This window comes from Streptosporangium sp. NPDC049376 (genome assembly GCF_044466505.1).
Taxonomy (GTDB): Bacteria; Actinomycetota; Actinomycetes; order Streptosporangiales; family Streptosporangiaceae; genus Streptosporangium.
This window is the reverse complement of sequence record NZ_JBITMT010000006.1, coordinates 291625-315512: the sequence shown is the minus strand read 5'-3', so window position 1 is coordinate 315512 and position 23888 is coordinate 291625. Positions and strand designations below refer to the sequence as shown.

Here is a 23888-nt window from a genome sequence, read left to right as displayed (position 1 = left end):
TCGCATCATTTCACCCCCAAGGGAACTCGCTGCATGGTGTTGCCGATCGTCCATGTGTTTGTCACGGAGTTCCAATCCCACGTCTCCATGTGGAAGTGGAATTTCGTAGGCTTGCTGTTCATCTCGTGATCCCCCATGCGGATGCTACGGCGCCCATCGGAGGATACGAGACGGTTGGGATCCACCTTCCCGGTTCGCGGGTGGATGTTTGTGTACGGTCCAGGTCCCAGGAAATCAGTCCATGCCTCATATGCCTGTGATGGCTTGAGGGGCTTGGGGGCTGTGACCTCCGGAAGGTTGATGACCTCCGCCTCAGGTCCACAGTTGTGCACCAGGACGGGGTTCTGTCCCGCCAGCACGTAATACGTGTGGACGTCGGCGACGGTCAGGTCGTAGACGGTGGGGTGGGTCCGCCCGGGGGTTGTGGTGAGGACGTTTGCGGTTTTGCCATTGGGTGTTCTGAGGTGGTCGTTCCGCTGAAGCCGGTCGGCCCTGATCCAGGTGTGGGTGGTCTCGTCCCAGAACAGGTGGTGTTCGGTGGCGGTGACGGTTCCTGTGGCGTTTCCCCGGGTGCCGTCGGTGTCCACGGTGATCTGGACGAGGCCGAGGTAGGAGAGGCCGGAGAAGGCGGCCAGGACGGTTTTGGCCTCCGTCTTGCCCGTTCTCGGGTCGGTGGCGAGGACCTTGTCGCCCGCCTTGATCTTCTCGATGGCCTTTGAGGTGCCGTCGGCCAGTTTGACCAGGGTGCCCGCGACGAAGCTGTTGCAGGGCGAACCGCCTCCGGGCTCCGCCTTGGGGTTTCCCGTCTCGCCACGAGGACGGGCCGCACCGGCCGGTGAGTCGGCGTTTCTGGCCGCCGCGCCACCGCCGCGGCCGAGGGCGTTCCTGACCTTGCCCGACGCCTTGCTCGCCGCCTCCGCGACGACCCTGCCCGCCGCGGTGGTGGCGAGCTTGCCGAGGACCAGGCCGGCTCCCTTGCCCAGGCCGTACCCCGCGACCTCCGTGATGGCGCCGACCGCCGCGGCCTTGAACGCGCCGCCGACGCTCCACTCGTCGCGTGGCGTCGAGACGAGGTGGCCCGCCAGACCTCCTGCCGCGCCGCCCGCGGCGACGCAGCCGATACTGCCCGCGCCCCCTGTGGCGACCTCGCATCCGACCGTGACGACGACGGTGACGGTGACGTTGACGATGGTCGCCTTGTGCTTGGTCCAGAAGTGCTTCGTCTTGCAGCCGAAGCTCCAGCGGCCGCAGTGCGGCGGGTTGCTCGGCGGGGGCGGCGGGGTGTACCAGACGTAGATGCCGCCACCGCTGCCACCCGGGTTCTTGATGGGGGTGACACGGCAGGACGGGCAGGGCTGCGCGCCGCCGTCGTACATCAGGCCCGTGGGGTCGGAGCCGGTGACCGGGTTGTTGTCGGCGTAGGCGTAGCCGTTCCAGCTCTGCGGGTCCGAGACGTCGAAGACCGGGTCGACCGAGATGAACCGGCCTGTCTCCGCGTCGTACTCGCGGGCGCCGAGGTGGGTCAGGGCCGTGGCCTCGTCGACGACGCCGCCGACGTAGCCCCGCTGGCCCGGCCAGAACGGCGGCGGGGTGCCGCGTTGCTGCCCGAAGGGGGTGAAGCGGCGGCGGCTCGTCGCCTGTGTCTCCGTGTCGTCGACCGAGACGTCGGCGCTGTCGTGGTGGTCCGCGCCGAGCCAGGTCACACCCCTGCTGGTACGGGTGGCGATGGTCTTGCCCGCGTAGGTGTAGTAGCGGGTGGCGCTCTTGGCTCCGGTGGCGGTGTCGAGCCGGATCTCCATGCCGGCGACGTACAGCGTGGCCGACGTCGGGTCACGGCGGATGAGCCGTTCGCCGCTGGCGTCGTAGACGTAGGTGCTGACGCCGGAGGGGTCGGTCGACCTGGCCAGGTGGCCCTCGACGTCCCACTCCAGCAGGCGGCCCGAGCCGCGTTCGGTGGTGTTGCCCGCCTTGTCGTAGGCGTAGGTGTCGATCTGGCCGTCACGGGTGCCGCCCCGGTACTCGACGGAGGTCAGCGTGTGCGGCTGGGGCCTGCCCGGCCCGGCGTAGGTGTAGGTCTTGGTGACGTCGCCCGCCGTCCGGTGGTCGACCTCCTTGGTCCGGTTGCCCACCGGGTCGTAGGCGAAGGACTGCCAGTACGGCGACGGCCCGCCCAGGACACTCGGGGAGGGGCCGGCGGCGCAGTCGCCGGTCGGCGTCCACGCCTCGGTCAGGCGTTGCAGGTGGTCCTGCCGGAAGCACTGGATGTCGGCCTGCCGGCCGGACGGCGTGTCCGCGATCCTGGTGACGTTGCCCGAGGGGTCGTAGGTGTAGTCGGTGTCCGTGACGGAGATCGGGGCGGTCTCACGCTCGTAGAGGGAGCGGGTGAGCCGGTTGGTGCCCTCCTCGTAGAAGTTGGTCCGCTTGAGCCGCTTCAGACCCGTGCTCAGCGTCATGTCGAGGACCTGGCCGAGCTTGGAGTAGGTCGTCGAGGTGACGTAGGGGGTCAGGCCCCGCATCGTGGCCGGGTTGCCGAGGTCGTCGTAGCCGAACAGCATCGTCTCGCCGAGCAGGCCTCCGGCTGCGGGCAGTACGACGCGGTGGACGGTGCCGTCGGAGTTGTAGTCGGTGGTGGTCCTGTACGTGCCGGCCAGCCCGCCCTCGGCGGCGGGGACGACGGTCTGGGCCCCGGTGACCCGGTAGGCGGTGTCGTAGCCGGTCACGGCGCTGGTGTAGGCGTCCGTCGCCCCGGTGGCGGCGTTGCTGACATAGCGGGTCGAGGAGACCGGCTGGCCCTTCACCTCGGTGCCGTCGGCGAGTCTGTCGAACGTCCACTCGGCGAGCTTGACGCCGCTCGCGGACGTCCCCTCGTACTCGGCGGTCTTACGGCCCAGCGCGTCGTAGGTGAAGAACAGGCTCCTGCCGCGCGCGTCGGTGACCGTCTTGAGCCAGTCGGACCTGTCGTCGTAGGCGAGCTTCGCGGTGCCCTTGTCGGGGTCGTCGACCTGGACCAGCCTGCCCCGCAGGTCGTAGTGGTAGCCCCAGGCGTTGCCCGCCGTGTCGGTGATGGTGGCGGTCTGCCCGGCACGTGTGTAGGTGTACTTCGTGGCGTCGTAGTCGCCGGTCGGGGAGTCACCCCTGTACTGCCGGACCTCGACCGTCTCACCCTGCGCGTTGACGATCGTGGTGACCGGGGTCGAGCCCGGCGGCGGGTCGACGCTGGTCCGGTCGCCGCCGTAGGTCGTGGTGGTGCGCCACTGCTCGGCGCCGCGTTTGCGGAAGATCCGCGCGGTCGGCCACTCCATGCCGTTGTAGACCGTGACGTTCTGGCCGGGGACGTCGTCGTCGCTGGCCGGGACCCACAGCGTGCCGCCGGGATCGCCCTCGGTGTAGTAGTCGTCGTTGGTCTTGTAGACCAGGCCGCGTGTGTCGTACAGCGTGTCGTTGATCAGCCGTCCGCCGCCGGGGGCGGGCTGCTGGGTCTGCCGCGCGCGTAACAGGCCGTCGTAGAGCGCGTAACCGGTGGTGTAGGTGGTTCCGTCGTCGCGCAGCGTCGAGGTCGAGACGGTGGTCGGCCCGTCGGTGCGGATCTGGTAGCCGAACCTCATGTTCGGCGTCGAGGCGTACGTCGCCCTGGCGTGGCCGGGCAGCCACACCCCGGTCAGCCTGCCCAGCGGATCGTAGGCCAGTTCGGCGCGTCTGCCGTTGGCGTCGGTGGTCGCGACGGGAAGTCCCCAGGCGGGTTCGACCTCGGTCCTGGTGACGTGGCCGAGCGCGTTGGTCTCCTGCTTGGCCGTGACCGGCCCGGTGGCCGGGGTGTAGGCCGTCCTGGTCGTGGTGCCGTTGGCGTCGGTGACCACCAGCGGACGGCCGTAGACGTCGTAGGTGGTCGAGCCCACGGTGGCGTACCGCGGGCCGCCGTCCCACGAGCCGAGCTTCTCGGTCTTGGTGACGTCACCCCTGGACGGCGCCTCGCCGAAGGCCTTGCCGTCGTAGTACTTGCGGACGTCGGAGACCACGTCGCCGGGACGTTCGGGGGTGACGGCGCACGCCTTGGTCACCGTCTCCACCCTGACGGCGTAGGAGACCAGCCACCGGGCGGCGTCGCGGGCGTAGGTCGTGCGGACGCACTGGTCGTCGTCACCGGCGGCGTCGTCGCCGAGGTCGTCGACCTGGACGGGCAGGCCGTCGGCGTTGTACTCGGTGTCGGTCGTCGTGCGCCGCCACCCGCCGGAGGCCAGCGCGGTACGGGAACGTTCGCTGTCGCCGCGCACCATGTTCGCCGTGGTGGTTCCCCAGGACCGGACCCGTTTGGCGGTCTGTCTGACCCAGTAGCCGTTGATCGCGCCCGTCATGGCGGCGCCGGAGGGGCCGTCGTGGTGAATCTCCTCGCGGACCTGGCCCTGCAGGGGTTCGGCGTCGGTGACGGCCGTGCCCTCGGAGTCGGTGACCTTGACGTGGCGGGTGCCGCCACCGGACAGTTCGTCGCCGTCCATCCCGCGGAAGTAGGTGAACTCGGCCTTGGAACGCTGTTCACCGGGGGCTCCGCGCAGCACGCGCACCTTGCCGTAGCCGCGCCACTGGGACCAGGTCTTGTACTTCTCCTTGGTCAGTCCGTCGTCGTCATCGTGGTGCCAGGCGCCGCCGCCCAGGTACTCGTAGGTCTCCAGCACGTCCGGAGAGCCGCCGGTGCGGTCGATCTGCTGGACCTGGGTGACCACGTACTTGTGGAACCAGTCGAGCTTGGGTGAGGTGGCGCCCTCGGGAGACCAGTACTGCGGATAGCAGCGGCGGGTGTTGGAGTCCGGTTCGGGGGTGTCGCCCGCTCGGCAGTCCTCGTCCGAATAGGTGATGGACAGGGCGCCACCGGTCTCGTTGTCGATCGCGGAGATCCGCCACTTGGTGAGCGGAGGCCGGCCCTCCAGGGCGTCGACCCGGTTGGGTCGCTGCACCCCCGCGAACCTCACCTGCGGCAGGGACGCCGTCCCGCCGACCTTCCCGGTGTGCCGGATCCCGGCCAGCCACAGCGCGGCGGCCGTTCCGTCGCCCGGGGCGCGCATCTCCTGGTCGAGGGCCCAGCCGTCGACGTCCCTGTACGAGCCGCCGGACAGCACCTGCGCGGTGACGGCGGCGAGCCGCTTACGTGTCCAGAAGGTCGGCGAGTACTGGTCGAGGCACTTGTCGCCGGAGTCGCAGTTCTGGTCGTAGGGGACGTCCGGCCAGTGCTTGGCGTTGTCCTTGGTGAGCTTGCCCTCCGCGCAGTCGAAGCTCGACGTCGCGACGCACCGCTCCGCGACGTCGAAGACGACCCTGGCCGGGGCCGAGGAGGTGAAGATCGCGTCGGAGCGCTGCCCGTAGTCGATCCGCTTGAGGTAGCCGCCCCGGTCGTAGACGGTCGGGGTGCCGTTAGGGACGCCGTTGGTCAGGGTGGTGACGTCACGGCGGTAGTGGTTGGTCTCCCGGCCGTACCAGAAGGTGCTGACCGTGCCGTGCGGGTCCACGACGTAGTCGAGGTTCCACCGCCACGCCTGCCGGCACCAGGAGTCGGAGAAGGAGGCCTTGTGGCACGGCTCCCCGTCGTCGTCGCCGAACACCGGGACCGTCCATGTCGACTCGGTCTCCGCCCTGCCGCTCGCCCAGCCGGGCAGGTGGTCACGGCCGAAGTAGTACTGCGTGCCGTCGGGGGTGGTGACCCGCCAGTACTCGCCGTCGTCGTCGGTGCCGCCCTCGTCACCGTTGTCCGCGCCGGTGAGCCTCTCGACCTTGGAGCCGTCGTCCTCCTTGGGCTGCCAGGTGCCGGTCGCGTCGTCCAGGACCAGTTCGGTGGCCTGGCCGTTCAGGGAGAGGGTGGCGTTGTGGTCGCCCCAGCACTGGTCGTTGCGTTTGGGCTTCACGTCGTCGTCGGCGCACTGCTTGTACCTGCGCTCGACGAAGCCGGGCCAGTAGTCGAAGCCCTCGCCGATCCAGGAGGTCTGGTTGTTGGAGGCGACCGTCCGGCCGTCGATGCTTCCCGAGGAGTAGACGAACCCGATGTTGGGCGTCGGCCCGCCGGGGGTCGGTGGCAGGCGCAGCGGATAGGACCAGGAGAACGCGCCGCTCTGGTTGCTGACGCTCCAGGTCGCCGACGGCGACAGCGAGGTGGCCTCGTAGGTGCCCGCGGGCCCCGAGGGCGCCGCCTCGGCCGCCAGCGTCACGGTGGCGCCGGTGGCGAGGCCGACGTCGGCGGACAGCCGGCCGGTCCTGACGTCGTTGCGGGTGGGCAGCGGTTTCCGGGTCTGGCACGACGGCAGGTCGGGGGTGGTGGCCGCGCAGGGAGGCAGCTGGACCAGCCGTAGCCGGGAGGCCCAGTCACCGCCGAAGGCGTACCGGAAGCCCGAGTAGTCCACCTCGACCGGTACCCGCACCGGGGCGGACGGCGCGGTCCCGGGCGTCAGCTGGACGCCGAGCCCGTCGATCCGCGACCTGTCCGCGGCGCGCGCGTCCAGCACCCGTACCCGGACGGTGGGCGGGCCGCCCCCGGCCAGGGCCCTGCCGTCCCCGCCGGGTACGGGGACGGCAGGACCCAGCCGGATCGGCGACCGTCCGGCCCGCGCCAGGGCGGGCGCGGCCTTGGCCGTACCGTCCGCCGGGGCCGGGAGCTCGACAACCGCCGTGCCAGGGCTGGGCCAGGACACCGCGGGCGGCTCCTTGAGGTCGTAGCGGGCCCCCGGGTCCGTCACGGGCCCGCGTGCCCTGACCTCATGGCCCCGTACGGCGTGCTGCTCCTGGGCCCTGTGCCACCCCGGGTCGCCGCCGCTCGCCTGAGCCGGGGCCGGGGCCGGGCCGATCAACGCGGCCTGCAGTACGACCGCCAGGATTCCGGCGACCGGAATCAGGCCTCGCCTTGAACCGAACACGCTTTCCTCCAGGGGGTGCCGGCTAGTCGCCGATGGGGAGGTTCGACGCGATGTCGATGACCTGGCGGTCGGTCAGGGTGCCGGTGTAGGCGCGGACGTCGTCCACCTCACCGCCGAGGAAGTCGACGGACACGCCCAGATACCTGGACCGGCCGATCTGCAGGGCGCCCGCGGCCCAGGCGCCGGTGGAGGGACGCTGGTCGGCGAGCTGGCCGTTGACGTAGAGGCGGATCTGCTTGGCGGGCTCGTCGTACACCCCGGCCAGGTGCGTCCAGGTGTTGAGCGCCGAGCAGTCGACGGGCTCGGCCGACACGGCGTGCGTCCAGATGGCGGTGTCGGTGTTGTTGCCGGTCGTCGAGAACGCCCAGCGGGGCACCTTGACGCCGTTCTCGGTGTAGAGCCGGTAGCCGAGGTAGAAGGCGCTGTTCCTGGGACCGTCCTGGGCGAGGGCGGTCATGACGCGGCTGGGAAGCACGCAGGAGTCGTCGCCCGCCAGGCGCACCCACGCCGCCACCGCGTAACTGTGGTCGGTCCTGAGCGGCGCCGACGAAGTGGCCGCGTAGGCGCCGGTGCCGTTGAGACTGAGCGCGCCGCCGCCGTCGAAGCCGTCCCCTGACCAGGTGGCGCCACCGCCGAGCGTCGCGGGCCAGCGGCTGTCGGTGGTGTTGACCGCCGTGGTGCCCGTGTTCTCCTCGAACTTCCACCAGCCGCGCTGGACGGGCGGCTGCTTGGCCATGGCGGCGATCTCGTCGCCGAGACCGGGGTCGTTGACCGTGCGCGGATCGTCGGACAACTCCCGCTTCCAGATCTTCACGTCGTCGATGTCACCGGCGAAGTTCTCGATGTACGTGCTGTGCCACCTCACCCGTCCCAGTTGCAGCGGGCCGGTCGCGTCCCAGGGCGCGTGGGGGAAGGCGGCGGGCGCCGACTGGAGAACGCCGTTGACGTACAGCCGCAGCTGGCGGCGTGGCGCGTCGTACACGCCCACCAGGTGTGTCCAGATGCCGGTTGTCGCCTCGGTGTCGCTGAGCGCCTTCGAGATGGTCTCGGTCTCGCTGTCGGTGCTGTACTTGCTGAAGACCCAGCGTTTGGAATAGGAGGCGTAGTAGAGCTGGAAGCCCGAGGCGACGTCGGCGGCCTGGCTGACGACGGTGGAGTTCTTACTCCCGTTGGCCAGCAGCACCCAGGCGGACACGCTCATGCTCCTGTCGGTGTGCACCACCGGGCCGGTCGTGCTGCCGTATCCGGTGCTGCCGTCCAGCCGGATTCCGCCGCCCACCCGGGCCGCGGCCCAGGTGGCGCCCCCGGTCAGCGTCATGGGGTGTGTCGTCGCCCCGGAGTCGGCCGCCGTCGTCCCCGAGGTCTCGTCCAGCCGCCAGTGCCCCTCGGGGCCGAACCCGGCGTTGACGTAGAAGCCGTAGACGGCCGGGGTCTTGCCGACGTTGCCCGCCCGGTCGACGGGATAGACGTACAGGGCGTTCAGCCAGTCGTGCCGGGGAGCCAGCCGTACGTTCACCGAGGTCTGTCCGGCGGGGATCGCCACCTGGGTGGCGGCCGTGGCCAGGGCGGGGTCGTCGAGCGCCCACCGGAAGGCCGTCACGTCGGTCTCGCCGTCGCCGGGGGACAGGGTGAAGGCGCCCGCCCAGCCCACGCTGCCCTGCCAGGCGTCGGGGGTGTCGGCCGGGTAGTCGAGGGAGGTCACCTTGGGGAGGGTGGCGGGGTCGACGGTGTCCACCGTGAACTCACACCACTTGCTCCACGCGCTGGAGTCGGTGCCGTCGTAGGCCTTCACCTTGTAGGAGTAACTCTGCCCGGTGACGAGCCCCGACAGTTTCACCGAGTGGTCGGTCGCCGAGGTGGTGTACTTGTAGGCCGTCTTGCCTCCGTCGGGCAGGGTCGAGGTGATGTCGTCCCACTGGCCGGTGGCCGTGTTGTAGTGGTGCATGACGAACTCGGCCCGCACGCCGTCGCCGGCCTTGTCGGGGTCGTAGATCTTGGCCTTCAGCTGGAGCGGGTTCGCCGCGTCACCGGCGTTGACCGACGGCCGGGAGGCCCCGACGACGCAGGGTGTCGCCGGATAGGTGCCGATGCCCGAGGGCGCCGCGGGCGGGGTGTTGTAGTCGATGACGAGCTTCGGCGCGCCGCTGAAGCCCTTCCACCCCCATACGCCGCTGCTGGTGTCGTTGGAGTCCTTCAGCCCGAACGTCGTGTTCACCCAGCCGGACTTGGCGGCCATGACGATCGCGCGGGTCACGTCGAACTCGATGCCCTTGTCCGGGCAGGAGGAGCTGTAACCGGCGTCGGAGGCGACGCTGCCCAGGTGGTCGCTCCAGCCCGGCTGGCGGCTCCAGGTCGTCGAGGTGGAGATGCCGTCGGTGCGCCAGAGCTGTACGGCCTGCGGGCTGGAGGTGCAGCCCCAGGACTTGACCTGCGTGATGCGGAAGGTGGCCTTGAGGATGTGCTTGCCGTTGACGTTGTCGGAGTCCATCCGGAAGAACGACCGTTTGAGCCCGCTGCCGTAGTTACCGGCCTCCGGCATGTGGCTGGAGTTCCAGTACTCCTGGGAGGGATAGGCCTTGTCGACATACGTCCAGGCCAGCTTGGAGCCCGACCACTGCGGGTCGAGGTAGACCGGATAGGTCGTGTCGGGGGAGGTCAGCAGGGCCCTGTCCGGGGTGATCGCGACACGGTCCCCGGCCACCTCGACACCCATGAGAGCCTGCCTGCTCGCACGCCGTGGCCCGGCCTGAAGCCCCGTCCCGGTTCCCGAGGAGTCCCACATGCGCGGGGCCGGGGCGTGGAACACCTCGGCTCCCGTCCCGGTGACGGCGCTCAGGCCACCGGTCTCGGTCTTACGCACCGTCAGCCCGGTCGCGCGCGTGCCGAAGGCCAGCCGGTTCAGCGCGGGGTTGGCGGCGGCCTGCCTGGTCTTGACCACGAGCACCTCGGAGAAGCCGAGCACCGACGCGGTCACCTTCAGGTCCACGCCGGGCATCACCTCGGCGTAGGTCGCGGTGTCCCCTTCCAGTACCGGTTTCGGCAGGCTCGCGGGCCAGGTCATCGCCACCGAGCGCCCGCCCTCGCCGATGACGGCCAGTGGGGCCGTCCCGCCGCCGGAGAAGGTCAGGTCCAGCGGCGTCGCCACGGTTCGCACGCTCCCGTCCTGGGCGAGGACGAGAGTCGTGTCGACGTCGGCCCAGCCGCCGCCCCGCCGTACCCGTTCGGGCAGCGCCGCGGTCTCCGAGGTGAACGATCCGTCGGGGTTGGCGAACACCTGGCGGTTCTCCGTGCGCAGGGCCGAGACCTCGACCCGCTCCTTGTCGTGCCGCGCCTGCCGCGAGGCCGCCTGTTCCGTAGGCGCTGTCGGCGACTTCAGGGCCGACGCCGCGGTGCTTCCGGTCGCCGGGGCGCCGAAGGTCACGAATGCACCGGCCGGCAGCGCCATGACCATGGCGATGACCGCTCCGCGGGGGAAAAACCGCACCCAGGCCTCCACAAAATCTGCGTAACCACGTTTTCACGGAGTGTTCGTCTGTTCCGTCGCACGCACATCACGGAACAAGAACACCGATAGTCCAAACCGGTGCCGTTTCACGGCGCCGGCGACCGGCTGGAGACCCGGCCCGCGGGCCGAAGAAGGCGTCGCCGTACCGCCTCGTCGTCCGCCTCCGCGACTGCCGAGGGGTTGAATCCTCTCGAATTTCAGCGGGGCCGCTCGGGCGCCACCGGGAAGGCGAAACGCGACGGAGGCTTCGCCCGCCGGGAAAATATCTGGAATGGGATGTTCTCCCAGGTCACATCGGTCGCCAGGGTGTCTCGCCGGGTTTCCCTCTCTCCTCTTTCCCGGATGCGCGGGTACCGGGGTCCGTCCAGTGTTCACCGGACCTCGGCCGGTCGATTCCGAGGTTTTGGAGCGGGATTCCGTGACGTCATGGGAACCGATATCCGGGCGTCGCCGTTCCGGATTGGACGTAATCAATTTTTCGGCCTTGTCACCGCCTTCTGAAGCTCGATTCACGGGCATCTTACGAGAGGTGAGGCCCGCGCTCATTGTCGATAAGCGCACAATCATTGTCATGGAGCGCAATCGAGTGAGGAGATCGCGGTGTGGTCGATTTCCGCGTGCCGGCCGCCTGGCGTTTTGACCGGTGGCGGGGCGGGCGGTGTCCGAGACGACGTCGGCGAGACGGAGGAAGCTCGTCATCCCGGACGGACCGAGGTCAGACGGTGATGACGACCTTGCCGAAGGCCCTGCCCGAGGCGTAGTGGCGGTAGGCGTCGTGGGCCTTGCCGAAGGGGAAGACGCTGTCGATGAGCGGGCGGAGGCCGTTGGCCTCGATGACCTCGTTCATGGCGAGGAACTGGGCCCGGCTGCCGACCGCGACGGGACGCACGGTGGCGCCGGAGGCGAACAGCAGGCGTGGGTCGATCGGGGCGGCGGTGCCGGAGACGAAGCCCACACAGGCCACCTGCCCCGCCATGGCCGCCGCCCTGAGCGACCGCTCCAGCTGACCGGTGACGTCGATGACGTGCTCGGCGCCCCGGCCGCCGGTCAGCTCGCGGACCCCGGCGGGCCAGTCGGGGACGGCCCGGTAGTCGACGACCTCGTCCGCACCGAGATCGAGCAGGCGGGCCGCCTTCTCCGGGCCGCTGGTCGTGGCGATCACCCGGGCACCGAGCGCCTTGGCGAACCGCAGGGCGAACAGCGAGATTCCGCCGGAGCCCTGCGTCACCACCGTCTGACCGGGGTGCGGTCCGCCCATGCCGGTCAGGGCGTTCCACGCGGTGACCGCGGCGCAGGGGAGCGTCGCGGCCTCCTCGTAGGACAGGTGACGGGGGATCGGTACCAGGGACTCCTCCTCGACCAGGGCGACCTCGGTGAGCATGCCGTCCAGGGAGCCGCCGCGCTGCGGCAGGTGCTCCAGGCCGAACGGGCCGTCCTGCCAGCTGGGGAACAACGTGGCCATGACGCGTTCGCCGACCCGCCGGGGATCGACCCCCGCGCCGACGGCCACGACGTCTCCCGCCCCGTCGGACAGCGGGATCACGTCCGGCTTCACCGGCAGCACGTAGTCGCCGCGCAGGATCATCAGCTCGCGGAAGCTCAGCGACGTCGCGCGTACGGCGACCGCGACCTGCCCGGGTCCGGGGACCGGGTCCGGGTGCTCCCTGACCTTCAGGCTCGCGAGCCCGGCGCCGCTGTCGAGGTGGTAGCTGCGGATCGTCACGCCGGGACCTCGCCGTCGGTCGCCAGGGGCACCGGGGCACCGGTCTTGCCGTAGCCAAGGGCCTCGACGATCCGCCCGTCGCGGATCCGCATGAGGTTGACGCCGCGAACCGAGTCGGCGGGGCCGTCGCCGTATCGGTAACGCCAGCGGATCGTCGCGCGGTCCCCCGCGACCGTGACGTCCTCGGGGCTGAACTGCGTGGCGCGGTCCTCGGCGAGCGCCCGCCAGAACGCCAGGCACGCCTCGCCTCCCTCGACGCGTTCGCCGTCGGGGGCCGGTCGGATCGCCTCCATCACACAGTCGTCGGCGATCAGGTCGTCGAGGATCGCGGGGGCGTGCTCGACGAACGCCTGGTTGAAGCGGTCGACGACCTCGGCCGTGGTCCGGACTGACAATGTGACTCCTTGAGATAGAACGTTCGGTCTACAAGTTTATATCGACCGGTTGTTCTACTCGTCAACCGGTGGAATGCTGTCCCCATGACGACACGAACCGGACCCGGCCCCCGCGAACGTCTCCTGGAGGCGGCCGGGGAGCTGACCTACACCCAGGGGGTCGGGGTGGGCGTCGACGCCCTGCTGAAGGCCGCGAACGTGGCGCGCCGCTCGCTGTATGAGCACTTTGGCGGCAAGGACGGGCTGATCGCCGAGGTGCTGCGGCGCACCACCGCCGAGGACGAGGAGGACTACCGGCGGACGATGCGGGCGGCGGGGGAGGATCCCCGCGCCCGGCTGCTGGCCGTCTTCGACCGGCTCGCCGAGATCGTCGGCAGGCCGGACTTCCGGGGGTGCCGTTACCTGGCCGCCGACCTCGCGCTGGCCGACCCCGGTCATCCCGCCCACGCCGTGACCCGCGACTACCGCGAACGGGTGCGCGGGTTGTTCGAGGACGAACTGGTCAGGCTGGGACACCGTCGGCCCGAGCACGCCGCCGGCCAGCTTCTCCTGCTCGTGGACGGTGTTCTCGCGGCGGGGGCGACCAGGCCGGGAACGGGCCCCGCGGCCTCCGCGCGTGAGCTGGCCGGGTACGTCCTCGACGCCGGGAACTGACCCGGTCCCCTGTGGTTGCCCTGGGGGAAGCAGGGGAACGATGGGAGATGTTGTGGTTTGTCCCCCGTTAGTTCGCCGTGGCGCGAACGGCCACTTCGACGGCGACCGGCAGTTGCCGACGGCGACCGGCAGCGACAGGGGGACACGGTGAGCACGAGGTACGGGGTCCACTCCGAGGTCGGCACGCTGCGGCAGGTGATCGTGCACCGGCCCGACCTGAGCCTGAAACGGCTGACCCCGGTCAACAAGGACGAGCTGCTCTACGACGACGTGCTCTGGGTCGGCCGCGCCCAGATCGAACACGACGCGTTCGTCGAGATGATGCGCGGGCGGGGCATCGAGGTGTTCTACCACCAGGAACTGCTCGCCGAGGCGCTCGAAGCCGCCCCCGAGGCGAAACGGCACGCGGTCGAGCGCACGGTCACCCACCTGACCGTCGGGCCGTCCCTCGTCGACGAGGTCCGCTCGGAACTCGCCTCGTGGAGCGGGGCCAGACTCGCCGAACACCTGATCGGCGGGCTGACCAAGGAGGAGTTCGCCGCCGCCGTGCAGGCCGGGCGTGAGGGCTTCGACGCGCGCTCCCTGGTCGCCGCGATGGCCGAGCGGGGGGCGTTCATCCTGCCGCCGCTGCCCAACTCCCTCTACCAGCGCGACCCCTCGGCCTGGCTGTACGGCGGCGTCTCGCTCAACCCGCTCTACTACCACGCCCGGCGGCTTGAGACGATCAACCAGAGCATCGTCTACCACTTCCACCCGATGTTCGCCGACGACGGCTTCGCCTACTGGTACCCCCCGATGGGCGACGACGGCCGCTTCGACGAGGAGGACTTCGGGCACGCCTGCATGGAGGGCGGCGACATGATGCCCATCGGCAACGGCGTCGTCGCCGTCGGCGTCAGCGAACGCACCAGCCCCGTCATGGTCGAGCACCTGGCGAAGGAGCTGTTCACCGCCGGGGCCGCGACCCGGGTGCTGGCGGTCAAGATCCCGCCGAGCCGCTCCTACATGCACCTGGACACGGTCTTCACGCTGCTCGACGTCGACAAGGCGACCGGATACCCGCCGGTCGTCGAGAACGCCGAGGTCCACTCGCTGCGGCCCGCCGACAGACGGGGCACCGCCGTACGGGTCCACCGCGAGCCGGGCCTGGCCGCCGCGTTCGAGGACGCCCTCGGGATCGGCAAACTGGACATCATTCCCACCGGGGGCGACGACTACCAGCGGGCCAGGGAGCAGTGGGACAGCGGCAGCAACTTCGTCGCCCTGGAGCCCGGGGTCGTGGTCGGGTACCACAAGAACGAGTTCACCAACCGCAAACTGCGTGAGCACGGCGTCGAGGTGATCGAGATCGAGGGGTTCGAACTGGGCAAGGGCAGGGGAGGCGGGCACTGCATGACCTGCCCGATCCTGCGCGACCCGGTCTGACCACGAGAGCCTCTCGGGAAGGACCGCGATGACGCATCCGGCACTGGTGTTGTTCCTGGCGCTGTTCGGCCTCTACAGCCCGGTCGCGGCCCTGGCGTCCTACCTGCCGATCGTCCGGCCGTACGGCGGCGGCCAGGTCAACCGGCTGGCGGCCGGGCTGGCCCTCAACGTCGCCGTGTTCGTCCTGGCGGCCCTGTGGGTCGGGGAACCGCTGCTCAAGCTGCTGGGCATCAGCACCGCCGCGCTGACCGCCACCGGAGGCATCGCCCTGGCGTACGCCGCCATCCCGCTGATGCGCGGAAAGGCCGGAGCCGTCGAGGAGCTGGAAAGGCTCCAGGAACAGGAGACGATGGAGATCGCGCCCTCGCCCGAGCCCCCGCCGGACCCCAAGTCGATCCTCTTCACCCCGCTCAGCTTCCCGCTGACCGTGGGCGGCACCACCTTCGCCTTCGGCGTCGCGGCCTCGGCGGAGGCCTCGACCGTGCGGGACAAGCTCGCCCTGTCGGTCGCCGCACTGTGCTTCGCCGCGGTCACCGGGCTGACGCTCTACCTGTCGGGGCACGTCCAGCGGCGCATCTCGCTCAAGGGGGCGATGCTCCTGGACCGGGTGGCGGGCATCCTGCTGACCGCGATCGCCGTCATCCTGCTCGCCAACGGCTTCACCGACCTCGTCACCGCCCGCCTCGGCCGCTGACCGCCCGGAGCCGCCTGTGGTCTCGGGCGGTCTCGGGCGGTGGCCGTCCGGGGTCACCGGCCGCCGACGAAGGAGCGGGCGGGGACGAACAACTCGTGCCCGGTGTCGAAGAACACCCGCACCCCGGCGTCCGTCCACTCGGTCGTCCGTACCGAGGCGGCGAACGCCCCGAGGCCCACCCGGTGGCCGTAGGAGAGACCGGGGTCCCGGCCGACGAAGATCTCGTGGGACTCTCCCAGCAGGGTGCTCCTGCGGACCAGCGCCAGAAGGTGCGCCGAGCCGTCGTCGTACGCCACGGTGGCCGGTTGGGCGTCACGGTGGAGCACCTCGGAGCGGGGCAGGCTCGCCGCGAGGGACAGCGCCACCCCCACCGCGACGCCGAGAAGGAGCACGCCGAGGAGTCTCAGGCGTGTTCCCGGGGCTGAAGGTGCTGACATCGGCGGCCTCCGTCTCGGGGATCGGTCACCTGGTTCGTCGCTCCCGCGCCGTGGAAGGTTCATGCCCTTCCCGACGTACGGCGGGGCGGGACGGTGGCGCGGGCTGTACCGCGGGTCTCCGGCAGGCTGGATCGATCGTCGCGTACCCACGCGGACATGCTTGGCGGAACGGCGGCCGGGCCCGTCACGCGGGATGCGGGCCGTCGTCGTCAGGAGAAAACGACGCCCGAAAAAACATGATTCATCGGTGTTCAGAACTTTTCCGGGGCGGGGTCTGTCAGACGATGCGTGGGTTCACCGGCCTCCCGGGGTGCCCGGCCCGGTGCCTTTCACGCGTGAGCACCCGTAGGTCCCAAGGACAGCCCTCCGGCGTCCGGCTCGACGGCCGGGTGCCGGGATCATGACGAGGAGAGAGATGAGATCGGTCTTGCTCGGCGCGGCCACCGGCCTCGCCGTCCTGTTCACCGTGGTCCCGCCCGCCACCGCCCAGCTCACGACCCGGGCGGCCCAGGCCGCCGCGCCGGACGCGGGGAACGCCGGGCACGCCGGGAACAGGGTCGTGTACGGCTGGGCCGTACGGGCGGGGAACTCGGCCTTCTCGATCACCCCGCGCAGGGCCGTCCGCGGCCAGGTGGGGGAGAGCGGCCTGCTCGCGTGGGAACTGGGCAGGAAGGCCGGAGCCCCTCTCACGATCCGTTACACCGGGAGGCTGGACTTCCGCCAGGTGAACAGGACGTGCGGCAGGCCCTCGGCCGGTTATCCGTACGACACCTCCGACAGGAGCGCCTACGGCACCAGGAAGTGTTCCTCGGCCCACCTGCGGAAACTGCTGAAGGACAGGATCCCGGTCCGGGTCGAGTACACCGGCGCGCTGGTCGCGGTCAAGGTGCGGGAGCTGGTTCTGCCCTGACGAGGGGCCGCCCCGGAGGACGCCCGCTGGCCGGGGAGGGATGTTCCCGGCAGGACTCCGGATTCGCCCCATCGGGACGGGCCGTTCGCCGCCGATATCCCGCAGGAAAGCGAACAACGTCAAAAGGGACGGCATTTTCTGATGGTTTCGTAGAAGGCGAAACCTGTATGTCGTGGTGAAACGTTCACCGTCCCAAAGCGGACTCAACGGCCCGTCGGCTTCGGCTTCGGTATGTTCGCGACCTATGGTCGGGAGATGGACCAACGTCGGCGTGTGCCGCGTACCGACGCCGTGCTCGCCGACCCCCGGCTCGTCGCGGCCGAGGGCCGGCTGGGAAGAACGGTCGTCAAGGAGGCGGTCGTCCGGGCGCAGTCACGGGCCCGGCAGGGCGGGATCGAGCCGGAGCGGGTCGCGGACGCGGCCGTGGAGGGGCTTCCGCCGTACGCGGCGAGCCTGCGGCCCGTGCTCAACATGACCGGCGTGATCGTTCACACCAACCTCGGCAGGGCGCCGCTGTCCCGGGCCGCGGCCGAGGCGGCGACGGCCGCCGCCGGATACACCGACGTGGAGTTCGACCTGGCGAGCGGGGCCAGGGCCCGCAGGGGACGGGGCGCCCTGGACGCGCTCGTCGCCGCGGTGCCCGGCGCGCGGGACGCGCACGTGGTCAACAACAACGCCGCGGCCCTGGTGCTGGCGGCGACCGCGCTGGCGGCGGGCCGGGAGATCGTGATCAGCAGGGGTGAGCTGGTGGAGATCGGGGACGGCTTCCGCATCCCCGACCTGCTCGTCTCGACCGGTGCGAGGCTGCGTGAGGTGGGCACGACCAACCGCACCGTCTACGCCGACTACGAGCGGGCCGTGGGGCGGGAGACGGGCTTCGTGCTCAAGGTGCACCCGTCGAACTTCCGCGTCGAGGGCTTCACCGGCTCCGTCGGGGTGGGGGAGCTGACCCGCCTGGGGGTGCCCGTCGTGGCCGACATCGGCTCCGGGCTGCTCACCGGGGAACGGCTGCTGCCGCAGGAGCCGGACGCGGCGAGCGCGCTCGCCGCCGGGGCGGGCCTGGTCACCGCGAGCGCCGACAAGCTGCTCGGCGGGCCGCAGGCCGGTCTGCTGCTCGGCTGCCCCGACCTGGTCGAACGCTGCCGGCGGCACCCGCTGGCCCGCGCGTTGCGGGTCGGTAAGACGACGCTCGCCGCCCTTGAGGCGACGCTGCGCGGCCCCGAGCCCCCGGTGCTCGGGGCGCTGCGCGCGGACCCGGCCACGCTGAGCGCCCGTGCCCGGGTGCTCGCCGAGAAGCTGTCGGGGGCCGGGATCGACGCCGTCGCCGTGCCGAGCCTGGCCACCGTCGGCGGGGGAGGCGCCCCCGGCGTGAGGCTGCCGAGCGCCGCGGTGAGCCTGCCCGAGTGGCTGGCCGTACCGTTGCGGACCGGTGAGCCGCCCGTCGTCGGGCGGATCGAGGCGGGGCGGCTGCTGCTCGACCTCAGGGCCGTCCCCGGGGAGCGGGACGGCGACGTGGCCCGCGCGGTCCTCGGGGCGGTCGGCTGATGCAGGTCGTCGCCACGGCGGGCCACGTGGACCACGGCAAGTCCACTCTGGTGCGCGCCCTCACCGGGATGGAGCCCGACCGGCTGGCCGAGGAACGGCGCAGGGGGCTGACGATCGAGCTGGGATACGCCTGGACGACGCTGCCCTCCGGGGAACGCCTGGCCTTCGTGGACGTCCCGGGGCACGAGCGTTTCCTCGGCACGATGCTGGCGGGGGTCGGGCCGGTTCCGGCGGTGATGTTCGTGGTCGCCGCCGACGAGGGCTGGATGCCGCAGTCGCAGGAGCACCTCGTCGCGCTTGAGGCCCTCGGCGTACGGCACGGCGTGCTCGCGGTGACCCGCGCCGACCTGGCCGACGCCGCACCGGTGGTGGAGGAGGCCGGGGCCAGACTCGCGGCGGCGGGCCTGACCGGGGTCGAGGCGCTGACGGTGAGCGGGCACACGGGGCAGGGGCTCGGCGCGTTGAGGCAGGCACTCGACCGGCTGGTCTCCCGGCTGCCCGCGCCCGACCCCGAGGCGCCGGTGCGGCTGTGGATCGACCGGGTCTTCAGCGTGCGCGGCAGCGGCACGGTCGTGACCGGGACGCTGCCCGCGGGCCGGGTGACCGTCGGGGACGAACTGGCGCTGGGCGGCGGCCTCGCCCGGGTGCGGGCACTGGAGTGCCTGAAGGAGCCGGTGACCTCGGTGACCGGTGTGGCCAGGGTCGCGGTCAACCTGCGCGGCGGCGCCCCGGAGCGGGGCCGGGCGCTGTTCACCCCCGGCGCGTGGACCATGACCGACCTGGCCGACGTACGGCTCTCGCCGGTGGGGGGCACGGGCGAGGAGAGCGTCCTGCCGGGCAGGCTGACCGCGCACATCGGCTCGGCGGCCGTGGTGTGCGCGGTCAGGCCGCTCGGCGACGGTCTCGTACGGCTGCGCCTGGCCGGGCCGCTGCCGTTGCACGTGGGGGACGTGCTGCTGTTGCGCGACCCGGGCAGGGCCACGGGGCAGGGCGTCGGGGGGGATGGAGCCGCGGTGCGGGTGCTCGCCGGGGCGAGCGTGCTCGACGTGCGCCCGCCCGCGCTGCGCCGCAGGGGCGCCGCGCGCCTGCGGGCGGCCGAACTGGCGGGCACGGGGCAGGCGGGCACGGGGCGGGCGGTGACGGTGCCCGGTGCGGGGGAACTGCTGCGCACACACCGGCTGCTGCGCGGGGCGGACCTGCTGGCCATGGGGTGCGTCCCGGAGGGCGAGCCCGTGTGCGGCGACTGGTACGCCGACCCCGCCCACTGGTCGTGGCTGGGCGAACGGCTGGCGGAGACGGTGGCACGGCACGCGGCCGGGCGTCCGCTTGAGCCGGGGATGCCGGTCGAGGCGGCCAGGAACGCGCTCGGCCTGCCCGACCGGAGGCTGGTCGCCGCCCTGGTACGGCCGCCGCTGGCCGTCACGGGCGGGCGGATCGTGAGCGGGCCGCCCCCGGGCCTGCCGGAGCCGGTCGCCCGCGCGGTCTCCCGGCTGCGCGCCGAACTGTCCGCCAGGCCGTTCCTCGCGCCCGAGGCGGGCCGCCTGGCGGAGCTGGGGCTGGGCCCCAGGGAGCTGGCGGCGGCCGTACGGGCGGGGATGCTGCTGCGGATCGCCGAGGGGATCGTGCTGCTGCCCGGCGCCGACACGGCGGCGGCGCGGCTGCTGGCCCGCCTGCCCCAGCCCTTCACGGTCAGCCAGGCCAGGCAGGCCCTGGACACCAGCCGCCGGGTCGCGGTGCCCCTGCTCGAACACCTCGACCGCGGCGGCCTCACCGAACGGCTCGACGAGGTCAACCGCCGTTGCCCGGTGACCGCTACCAGGTGACGGGGATGCCTTCGAAGCCGCCGGTGAGCGAGTTCTCCCGCGTGACGAGCTCCTCGGCGGGCACGGCGAGCGCCAGTGTGGGGAAGCGCTGGAACAGCGTGCCGAAGACCGCGCGCAGCTCGATCCTGGCCAGGCTCGCCCCGATGCAGTAGCGGGCGGCGTAGCCGAAGGCCAGGTGCGGATCGTCGGTGTCCCGGGAGACGTCGAAGCGGTCGGGGTCGGCGAAGACCCGCGCGTCACGGTTGGCCGCCGTCGTGCTGATGACCACCGCCTCGCCGCGCCTGATCGTGACCCCTCCGACGGTCACGTCCTCGTGCGCGTAGCGGGGCATGCCGTGGTTGCCCGGCGCGGCCACCCGCAGGATCTCCTCGACGGCCGTGTTCACCAGTGAGGGGTCGGCGATCAGGGCGTCCCGCTGCCCGGGGTTGGTCAGCAGCAGCAGTACGCCGTAGTCGATCCGGTTGACGGTCGTCTCGTGTCCGGCGAACAGCAGCCCGGCGGCGAGCGTGGCGATCTCCTCGTCGGGCGCGTCCATGGTCGCGAGGTCGGAGAACACGTCACCGGCCGGGTTCTCCCGCTTGGCGCCGATGATCTTCCTGGTGTACTCGCCGAGCTCGGTCAGGGCGGCGGCCGAGCGCTCCCGGTCCGTCAGGTCCGTCATCGTCTCGGCCAGCGCCCTGAAGTGCTCGCGGTCGCCGTACGGCACGCCGAGCAGCTCGCAGATCACGAGTACGGGCAGCGGCAGGGAGAGCACCTGCCGCAGGTCGGCCGGGCGCGGCCCCTCGGCCATCCGGTCGAGCAGGCCGTCCACCAGCTCCTGGACGTGGGGGGCCAGGGCGGCCATCCTCCGGGCGGAGAAGGCGGGGGTGAGCAGCCTGCGCATCCGCTCGTGCTGGGTCTTCTCGGTCTCGATGTCGCCGATCGGGCCGCCGAGGATCACCGAGTTGGAGATCCTGGCCGCCCGGTCGGGGTCGGGCGCGGAACGGCCGAGTCTCCGGTCGGCGAAGGCCTGCCTGGCCTCCTCGTAGCCGGAGACCAGCCAGGCGACGTCGCCGGTCGCGGTGCGCACCCGGGCCACCGGCTCATCGGCCTGCAACGCGCGGTACGCCGCCGGGACGTCGAGCGGGTCCCGCCGGTCGAAGGGCAGCCTCGGCAGGTCGTCGGGGCCGGTGTGGTCGTTGACGGGTTCGTCCATGGACGGAGGGCACCCCCTGGGTTCGGCGGCGGAACCGCTGTCGGACGCCTCGCCGTACGGCGGGGCGATGGATAGTGCGATCTCATGATTTTTCGTACCATGATTCTTTTTTGACCATATCTGTAGGTATGGCCACGTGGACCATGTGAACCGCGCCATATCTGGTAAACGCGTTCCATTCTTTGGAATGGCGCGTCGCCGGAGGTTCGTTGCGGCGTCAGGACATCGTCGGCGGGCCGCAAAAACAGCGGGCAGGGGCAAGCTTGGGAATGCGCCTCTCCAAACCCCCTGGTCAAGGGGAGTATCGTCCATATATGCGGATTAAGGCGTGTTATTGGATGGCGCGGCTTTCCCTCCCGTCCGTCCGCCAAGGGCGGGCGGACCGGCACGTGACGGCGGGCACGGCCCAGGAGCGCGGCCGTCCGCGGGCCGGGCGCCGGAGATGAGGCGCTGATGGTGCCCGAGTACCCCACCTTCCTCGAAGGCCGTTCCCCGCGGAGCGGCCTCGACGCGCTCGCCGACGACCTGGTCAAGGCCCTGGAGAGCGTGGGAGCCCACCTGGGCGCGGTCTACCTGCTGGCGCCGGACGCCGACGTGCTGGAACTCGCGGTGATGAAGGGGGCGCCCCGCGACTTCATCCGCCCCTGGGAGCGGATGAGCATGGCCATGCCCATGCCGGTCACCGACGCGATCCGCCACCGGCGGCTGGTGTGGGTCGGCGACGAGAAGGAGATGGCCCGCGTCTACCCGGGGGCGGCGCTGGTCATGCCGTACGAGTTCTCCCTCGCCGCGGTGCCGCTGCTCGGCGCCGCGACCGTCTCCGGCGCCGTCCATGGCACCGTCTACGGGGGGATGTTCGCCCTGTGGGCGGGCACGCACTCGTGCGAGCTGTCCGAGGACGAGCGCGAACGCCTTCTGCGCGCCGCCGCGGAGATGGCGCGGGGGCTTGAGGAGGCCGACAGGCAGGGCCGCAGGCTGCGCCCCGGCCTGGAACCGCGCGTGCTGCCCGCCCCCAGCATGCAGCCCGCCGAGGTGATCGCGGCGGTCGCCGACCGTCTGCCCGAGGGCATCTGCGGGCTCGACGCGGGAGGCCGCGTCACCTTCGTCACCCCTCGGGCCGCCGCGCTGCTCGGCATGCTCCCGGCCCGGCTGCTCGGCTCCCACCCGTGGACCCGGGTGCCCTGGCTGAACGACCCCGTCTACGAGGACCGCTACCGCGCGGCCATGATCAGCCAGCAGGCCGCCTCGTTCGTCGCGCTGCGCCCGCCCGACCGCTGGCTGTCCTTCGAGCTCTACCCGGCGCTCAACGGGGTGACCATGCGCATCTCCCCGGCCATGGTCGAGGCGGCGGACATGCCCGTCCAGCCCCTGGAGACCGGCTCGCCGGGCCCCGTCGCCGAGGCCGGCCTGACCCTCCCGACCAGGGTCGGCGCCCTCTACCACATCCTCCATCTGGCCAGCACGCTCACCAAGGCCGCCAGCGTGCAGGACGTGGTCGACCTGGTCGCCAACCGGCTCATGCCCGCCTTCGGCGGTGACGGGATGGCGCTGATGGTCGCCGAGGACGGCAGGATGAGCGTCGTCGGCGACCGCGGCTACCCGCCCCACCTCAGGGAGCACTACGACGGCCTCCCGCTGACCTCGCCGACCCCGAGCGTGCGGACCATGGTCACCGGGGTGCCCAGCTTCTTCGGCTCCCAGGAGGAGTTGGACGAGGTCTACGGCCCGGAGGTCGCCGTGGACGACGGCATGGCCTCCTGGGCGTTCCTGCCGCTGATCGCCTCGGGACGGTCCGTCGGCACCTGCGTGCTCGCCTTCGCCAGGAACCACCGTTTCACCGTCGAGGAACGCGCCCTGCTGACCGCGCTCGGCGGCCTGATCGCCCAGGCCCTCGAACGGGCCCGCCTCTACGACGCCAAGCTGGAACTCGCCCACGCCCTGCAGCAGAGCCTGCTCCCGCACGCCCTTCCCCGGCTGCCCCGGCTGAGCGCCGCGGCCCGCTACCTGCCCGGCACCGAGGACATGGACATCGGAGGCGACTTCTACGACGTCATCGGCCTCGCCGACGACACCGTCGCCGCCGTCGTCGGCGACGTCCAGGGGCACAACGTCACCGCGGCGGCCCTCATGGGGCAGGTGCGCACGGCGGTTCGCGCCTACGCCACCGCAGGCGCCGACCCCGGCGAGGTCCTGGCCCGCACCAACCACCTCCTGGTCGACCTGGACCCAGGCCTGTTCGCCAGCTGCGTCTACCTGCGGCTCGATCTGCGCCGGAACCTGGCCTGCCTGGCCCGCGCCGGGCACCCCCAGCCGCTGATGCGCCTGCCGGACGGCCGGGTACAGGTGGTCGAGGTCCCCGGCGGGCTGCTGCTGGGCATCGACCACTCCGTTGACTACCCGCACACCGAGATCCCGCTGGAGCCCGGCTCGACGCTGGCCCTCTACACCGACGGCCTGGTCGAGACCCCCGGCGTCGACATCGACGAGGCGCTCGCCGACCTGGCCGCCGAACTCGAACGCGTCGGGGAACGCCCCCTGGAGGAGGTGGCGAGCACCCTGATCAGGCACGCCCAGCAGACCAGCCACCGCAGCGACGACATCGCGCTCCTGCTGCTGCGCCTGGCCGCCGGGCCGTACCCGGGCGGGACCCCCGGCGGGACCAGGGTGGTCCTGGGGTGACCGTCTCGCC

13 protein-coding genes are annotated in these 23888 nt (G+C 71.5%); 7 read left to right on the top strand and 6 right to left on the bottom strand.

Features of this window, described 5'->3' with window-relative positions; genetic code table 11:
• Positions 1-5 precede the first annotated feature (5 nt).
• The 4 genes from ACIBVQ_RS19380 to ACIBVQ_RS19365 form a co-directional block, all read right to left on the bottom strand.
• Positions 6-6893: a polymorphic toxin-type HINT domain-containing protein gene (locus tag ACIBVQ_RS19380; RefSeq protein ID WP_399178919.1), complete on the bottom strand. Its 6888-nt coding sequence runs from the start codon at positions 6891-6893 to the stop codon at positions 6-8.
• Between the two features lie 22 nt (positions 6894-6915).
• Entirely contained in the window at positions 6916-10377 is a 3462-nt protein-coding gene (locus ACIBVQ_RS19375; protein ID WP_399178917.1) for a LamG-like jellyroll fold domain-containing protein, read from the bottom strand.
• A 736-nt stretch (positions 10378-11113) separates the two neighbouring features.
• On the bottom strand, positions 11114-12121 hold the full coding sequence (locus ACIBVQ_RS19370) for an NAD(P)-dependent alcohol dehydrogenase (RefSeq protein ID WP_399178915.1): 1008 nt from the start codon (positions 12119-12121) through the stop codon (positions 11114-11116).
• Entirely contained in the window at positions 12118-12516 is a 399-nt protein-coding gene (locus ACIBVQ_RS19365; protein WP_362917058.1) for a nuclear transport factor 2 family protein, read from the bottom strand. Before ACIBVQ_RS19365 ends, ACIBVQ_RS19370 begins: the two co-directional genes overlap by 4 nt.
• An 84-nt stretch (positions 12517-12600) precedes the next feature.
• Between ACIBVQ_RS19365 and ACIBVQ_RS19360 the strand changes: the two genes are divergently transcribed.
• The 3 genes from ACIBVQ_RS19360 to ACIBVQ_RS19350 all read left to right on the top strand — a co-directional run bounded on the left by ACIBVQ_RS19360 (position 12601) and on the right by ACIBVQ_RS19350 (position 15289).
• Positions 12601-13170, top strand: coding sequence for a TetR/AcrR family transcriptional regulator (locus tag ACIBVQ_RS19360; RefSeq protein WP_362772049.1), 570 nt, complete (start codon positions 12601-12603; stop codon positions 13168-13170).
• A gap of 147 nt (positions 13171-13317) precedes the next feature.
• A complete protein-coding gene (locus tag ACIBVQ_RS19355; RefSeq protein WP_362917054.1) occupies positions 13318-14595 on the top strand; it encodes an arginine deiminase in 1278 nt (425 codons plus the stop codon).
• A 28-nt stretch (positions 14596-14623) separates the two neighbouring features.
• Positions 14624-15289 carry a MarC family protein gene (locus tag ACIBVQ_RS19350; protein ID WP_399178912.1) on the top strand — a complete coding sequence of 222 codons (666 nt, stop codon included), beginning with the start codon at positions 14624-14626 and terminating at the stop codon, positions 15287-15289.
• Between the two features lie 53 nt (positions 15290-15342).
• Here the strand turns inward: ACIBVQ_RS19350 and ACIBVQ_RS19345 are convergent, their stop codons facing one another.
• Positions 15343-15726, bottom strand: coding sequence for a hypothetical protein (locus ACIBVQ_RS19345; protein WP_399178910.1), 384 nt, complete (start codon positions 15724-15726; stop codon positions 15343-15345).
• Positions 15727-16141: 415 nt separating this feature from the next.
• Here ACIBVQ_RS19345 and ACIBVQ_RS19340 point away from each other — a divergent pair, with 415 nt between their 5' ends.
• The 3 genes from ACIBVQ_RS19340 (at position 16142) to ACIBVQ_RS19330 (ending at position 20004) form a co-directional block, all read left to right on the top strand.
• Entirely contained in the window at positions 16142-16636 is a 495-nt protein-coding gene (locus ACIBVQ_RS19340) for a hypothetical protein (protein WP_399178908.1), read from the top strand.
• A 255-nt stretch (positions 16637-16891) separates the two neighbouring features.
• A complete protein-coding gene (selA, locus tag ACIBVQ_RS19335; RefSeq protein WP_399178906.1) occupies positions 16892-18181 on the top strand; it encodes an L-seryl-tRNA(Sec) selenium transferase in 1290 nt (429 codons plus the stop codon).
• The gene (locus ACIBVQ_RS19330) at positions 18181-20004 is read left to right on the top strand and encodes a SelB C-terminal domain-containing protein (protein ID WP_399178904.1); all 1824 of its coding nucleotides are present in this window, start codon (positions 18181-18183) and stop codon (positions 20002-20004) included. The genes selA and ACIBVQ_RS19330 overlap by 1 nt, the downstream gene beginning before the upstream one ends.
• On the opposite strand, the gene ACIBVQ_RS19325 is transcribed toward ACIBVQ_RS19330, so the two are convergent.
• Positions 19994-21199: a cytochrome P450 gene (locus ACIBVQ_RS19325; RefSeq protein WP_399178902.1), complete on the bottom strand. Its 1206-nt coding sequence runs from the start codon at positions 21197-21199 to the stop codon at positions 19994-19996. The two genes, ACIBVQ_RS19330 and ACIBVQ_RS19325, sit on opposite strands and share 11 nt — an antisense overlap.
• A gap of 453 nt (positions 21200-21652) precedes the next feature.
• Here ACIBVQ_RS19325 and ACIBVQ_RS19320 point away from each other — a divergent pair, with 453 nt between their 5' ends.
• On the top strand, positions 21653-23878 hold the full coding sequence (locus ACIBVQ_RS19320; protein WP_362917040.1) for a SpoIIE family protein phosphatase: 2226 nt from the start codon (positions 21653-21655) through the stop codon (positions 23876-23878).
• Positions 23879-23888 lie beyond the last annotated feature (10 nt).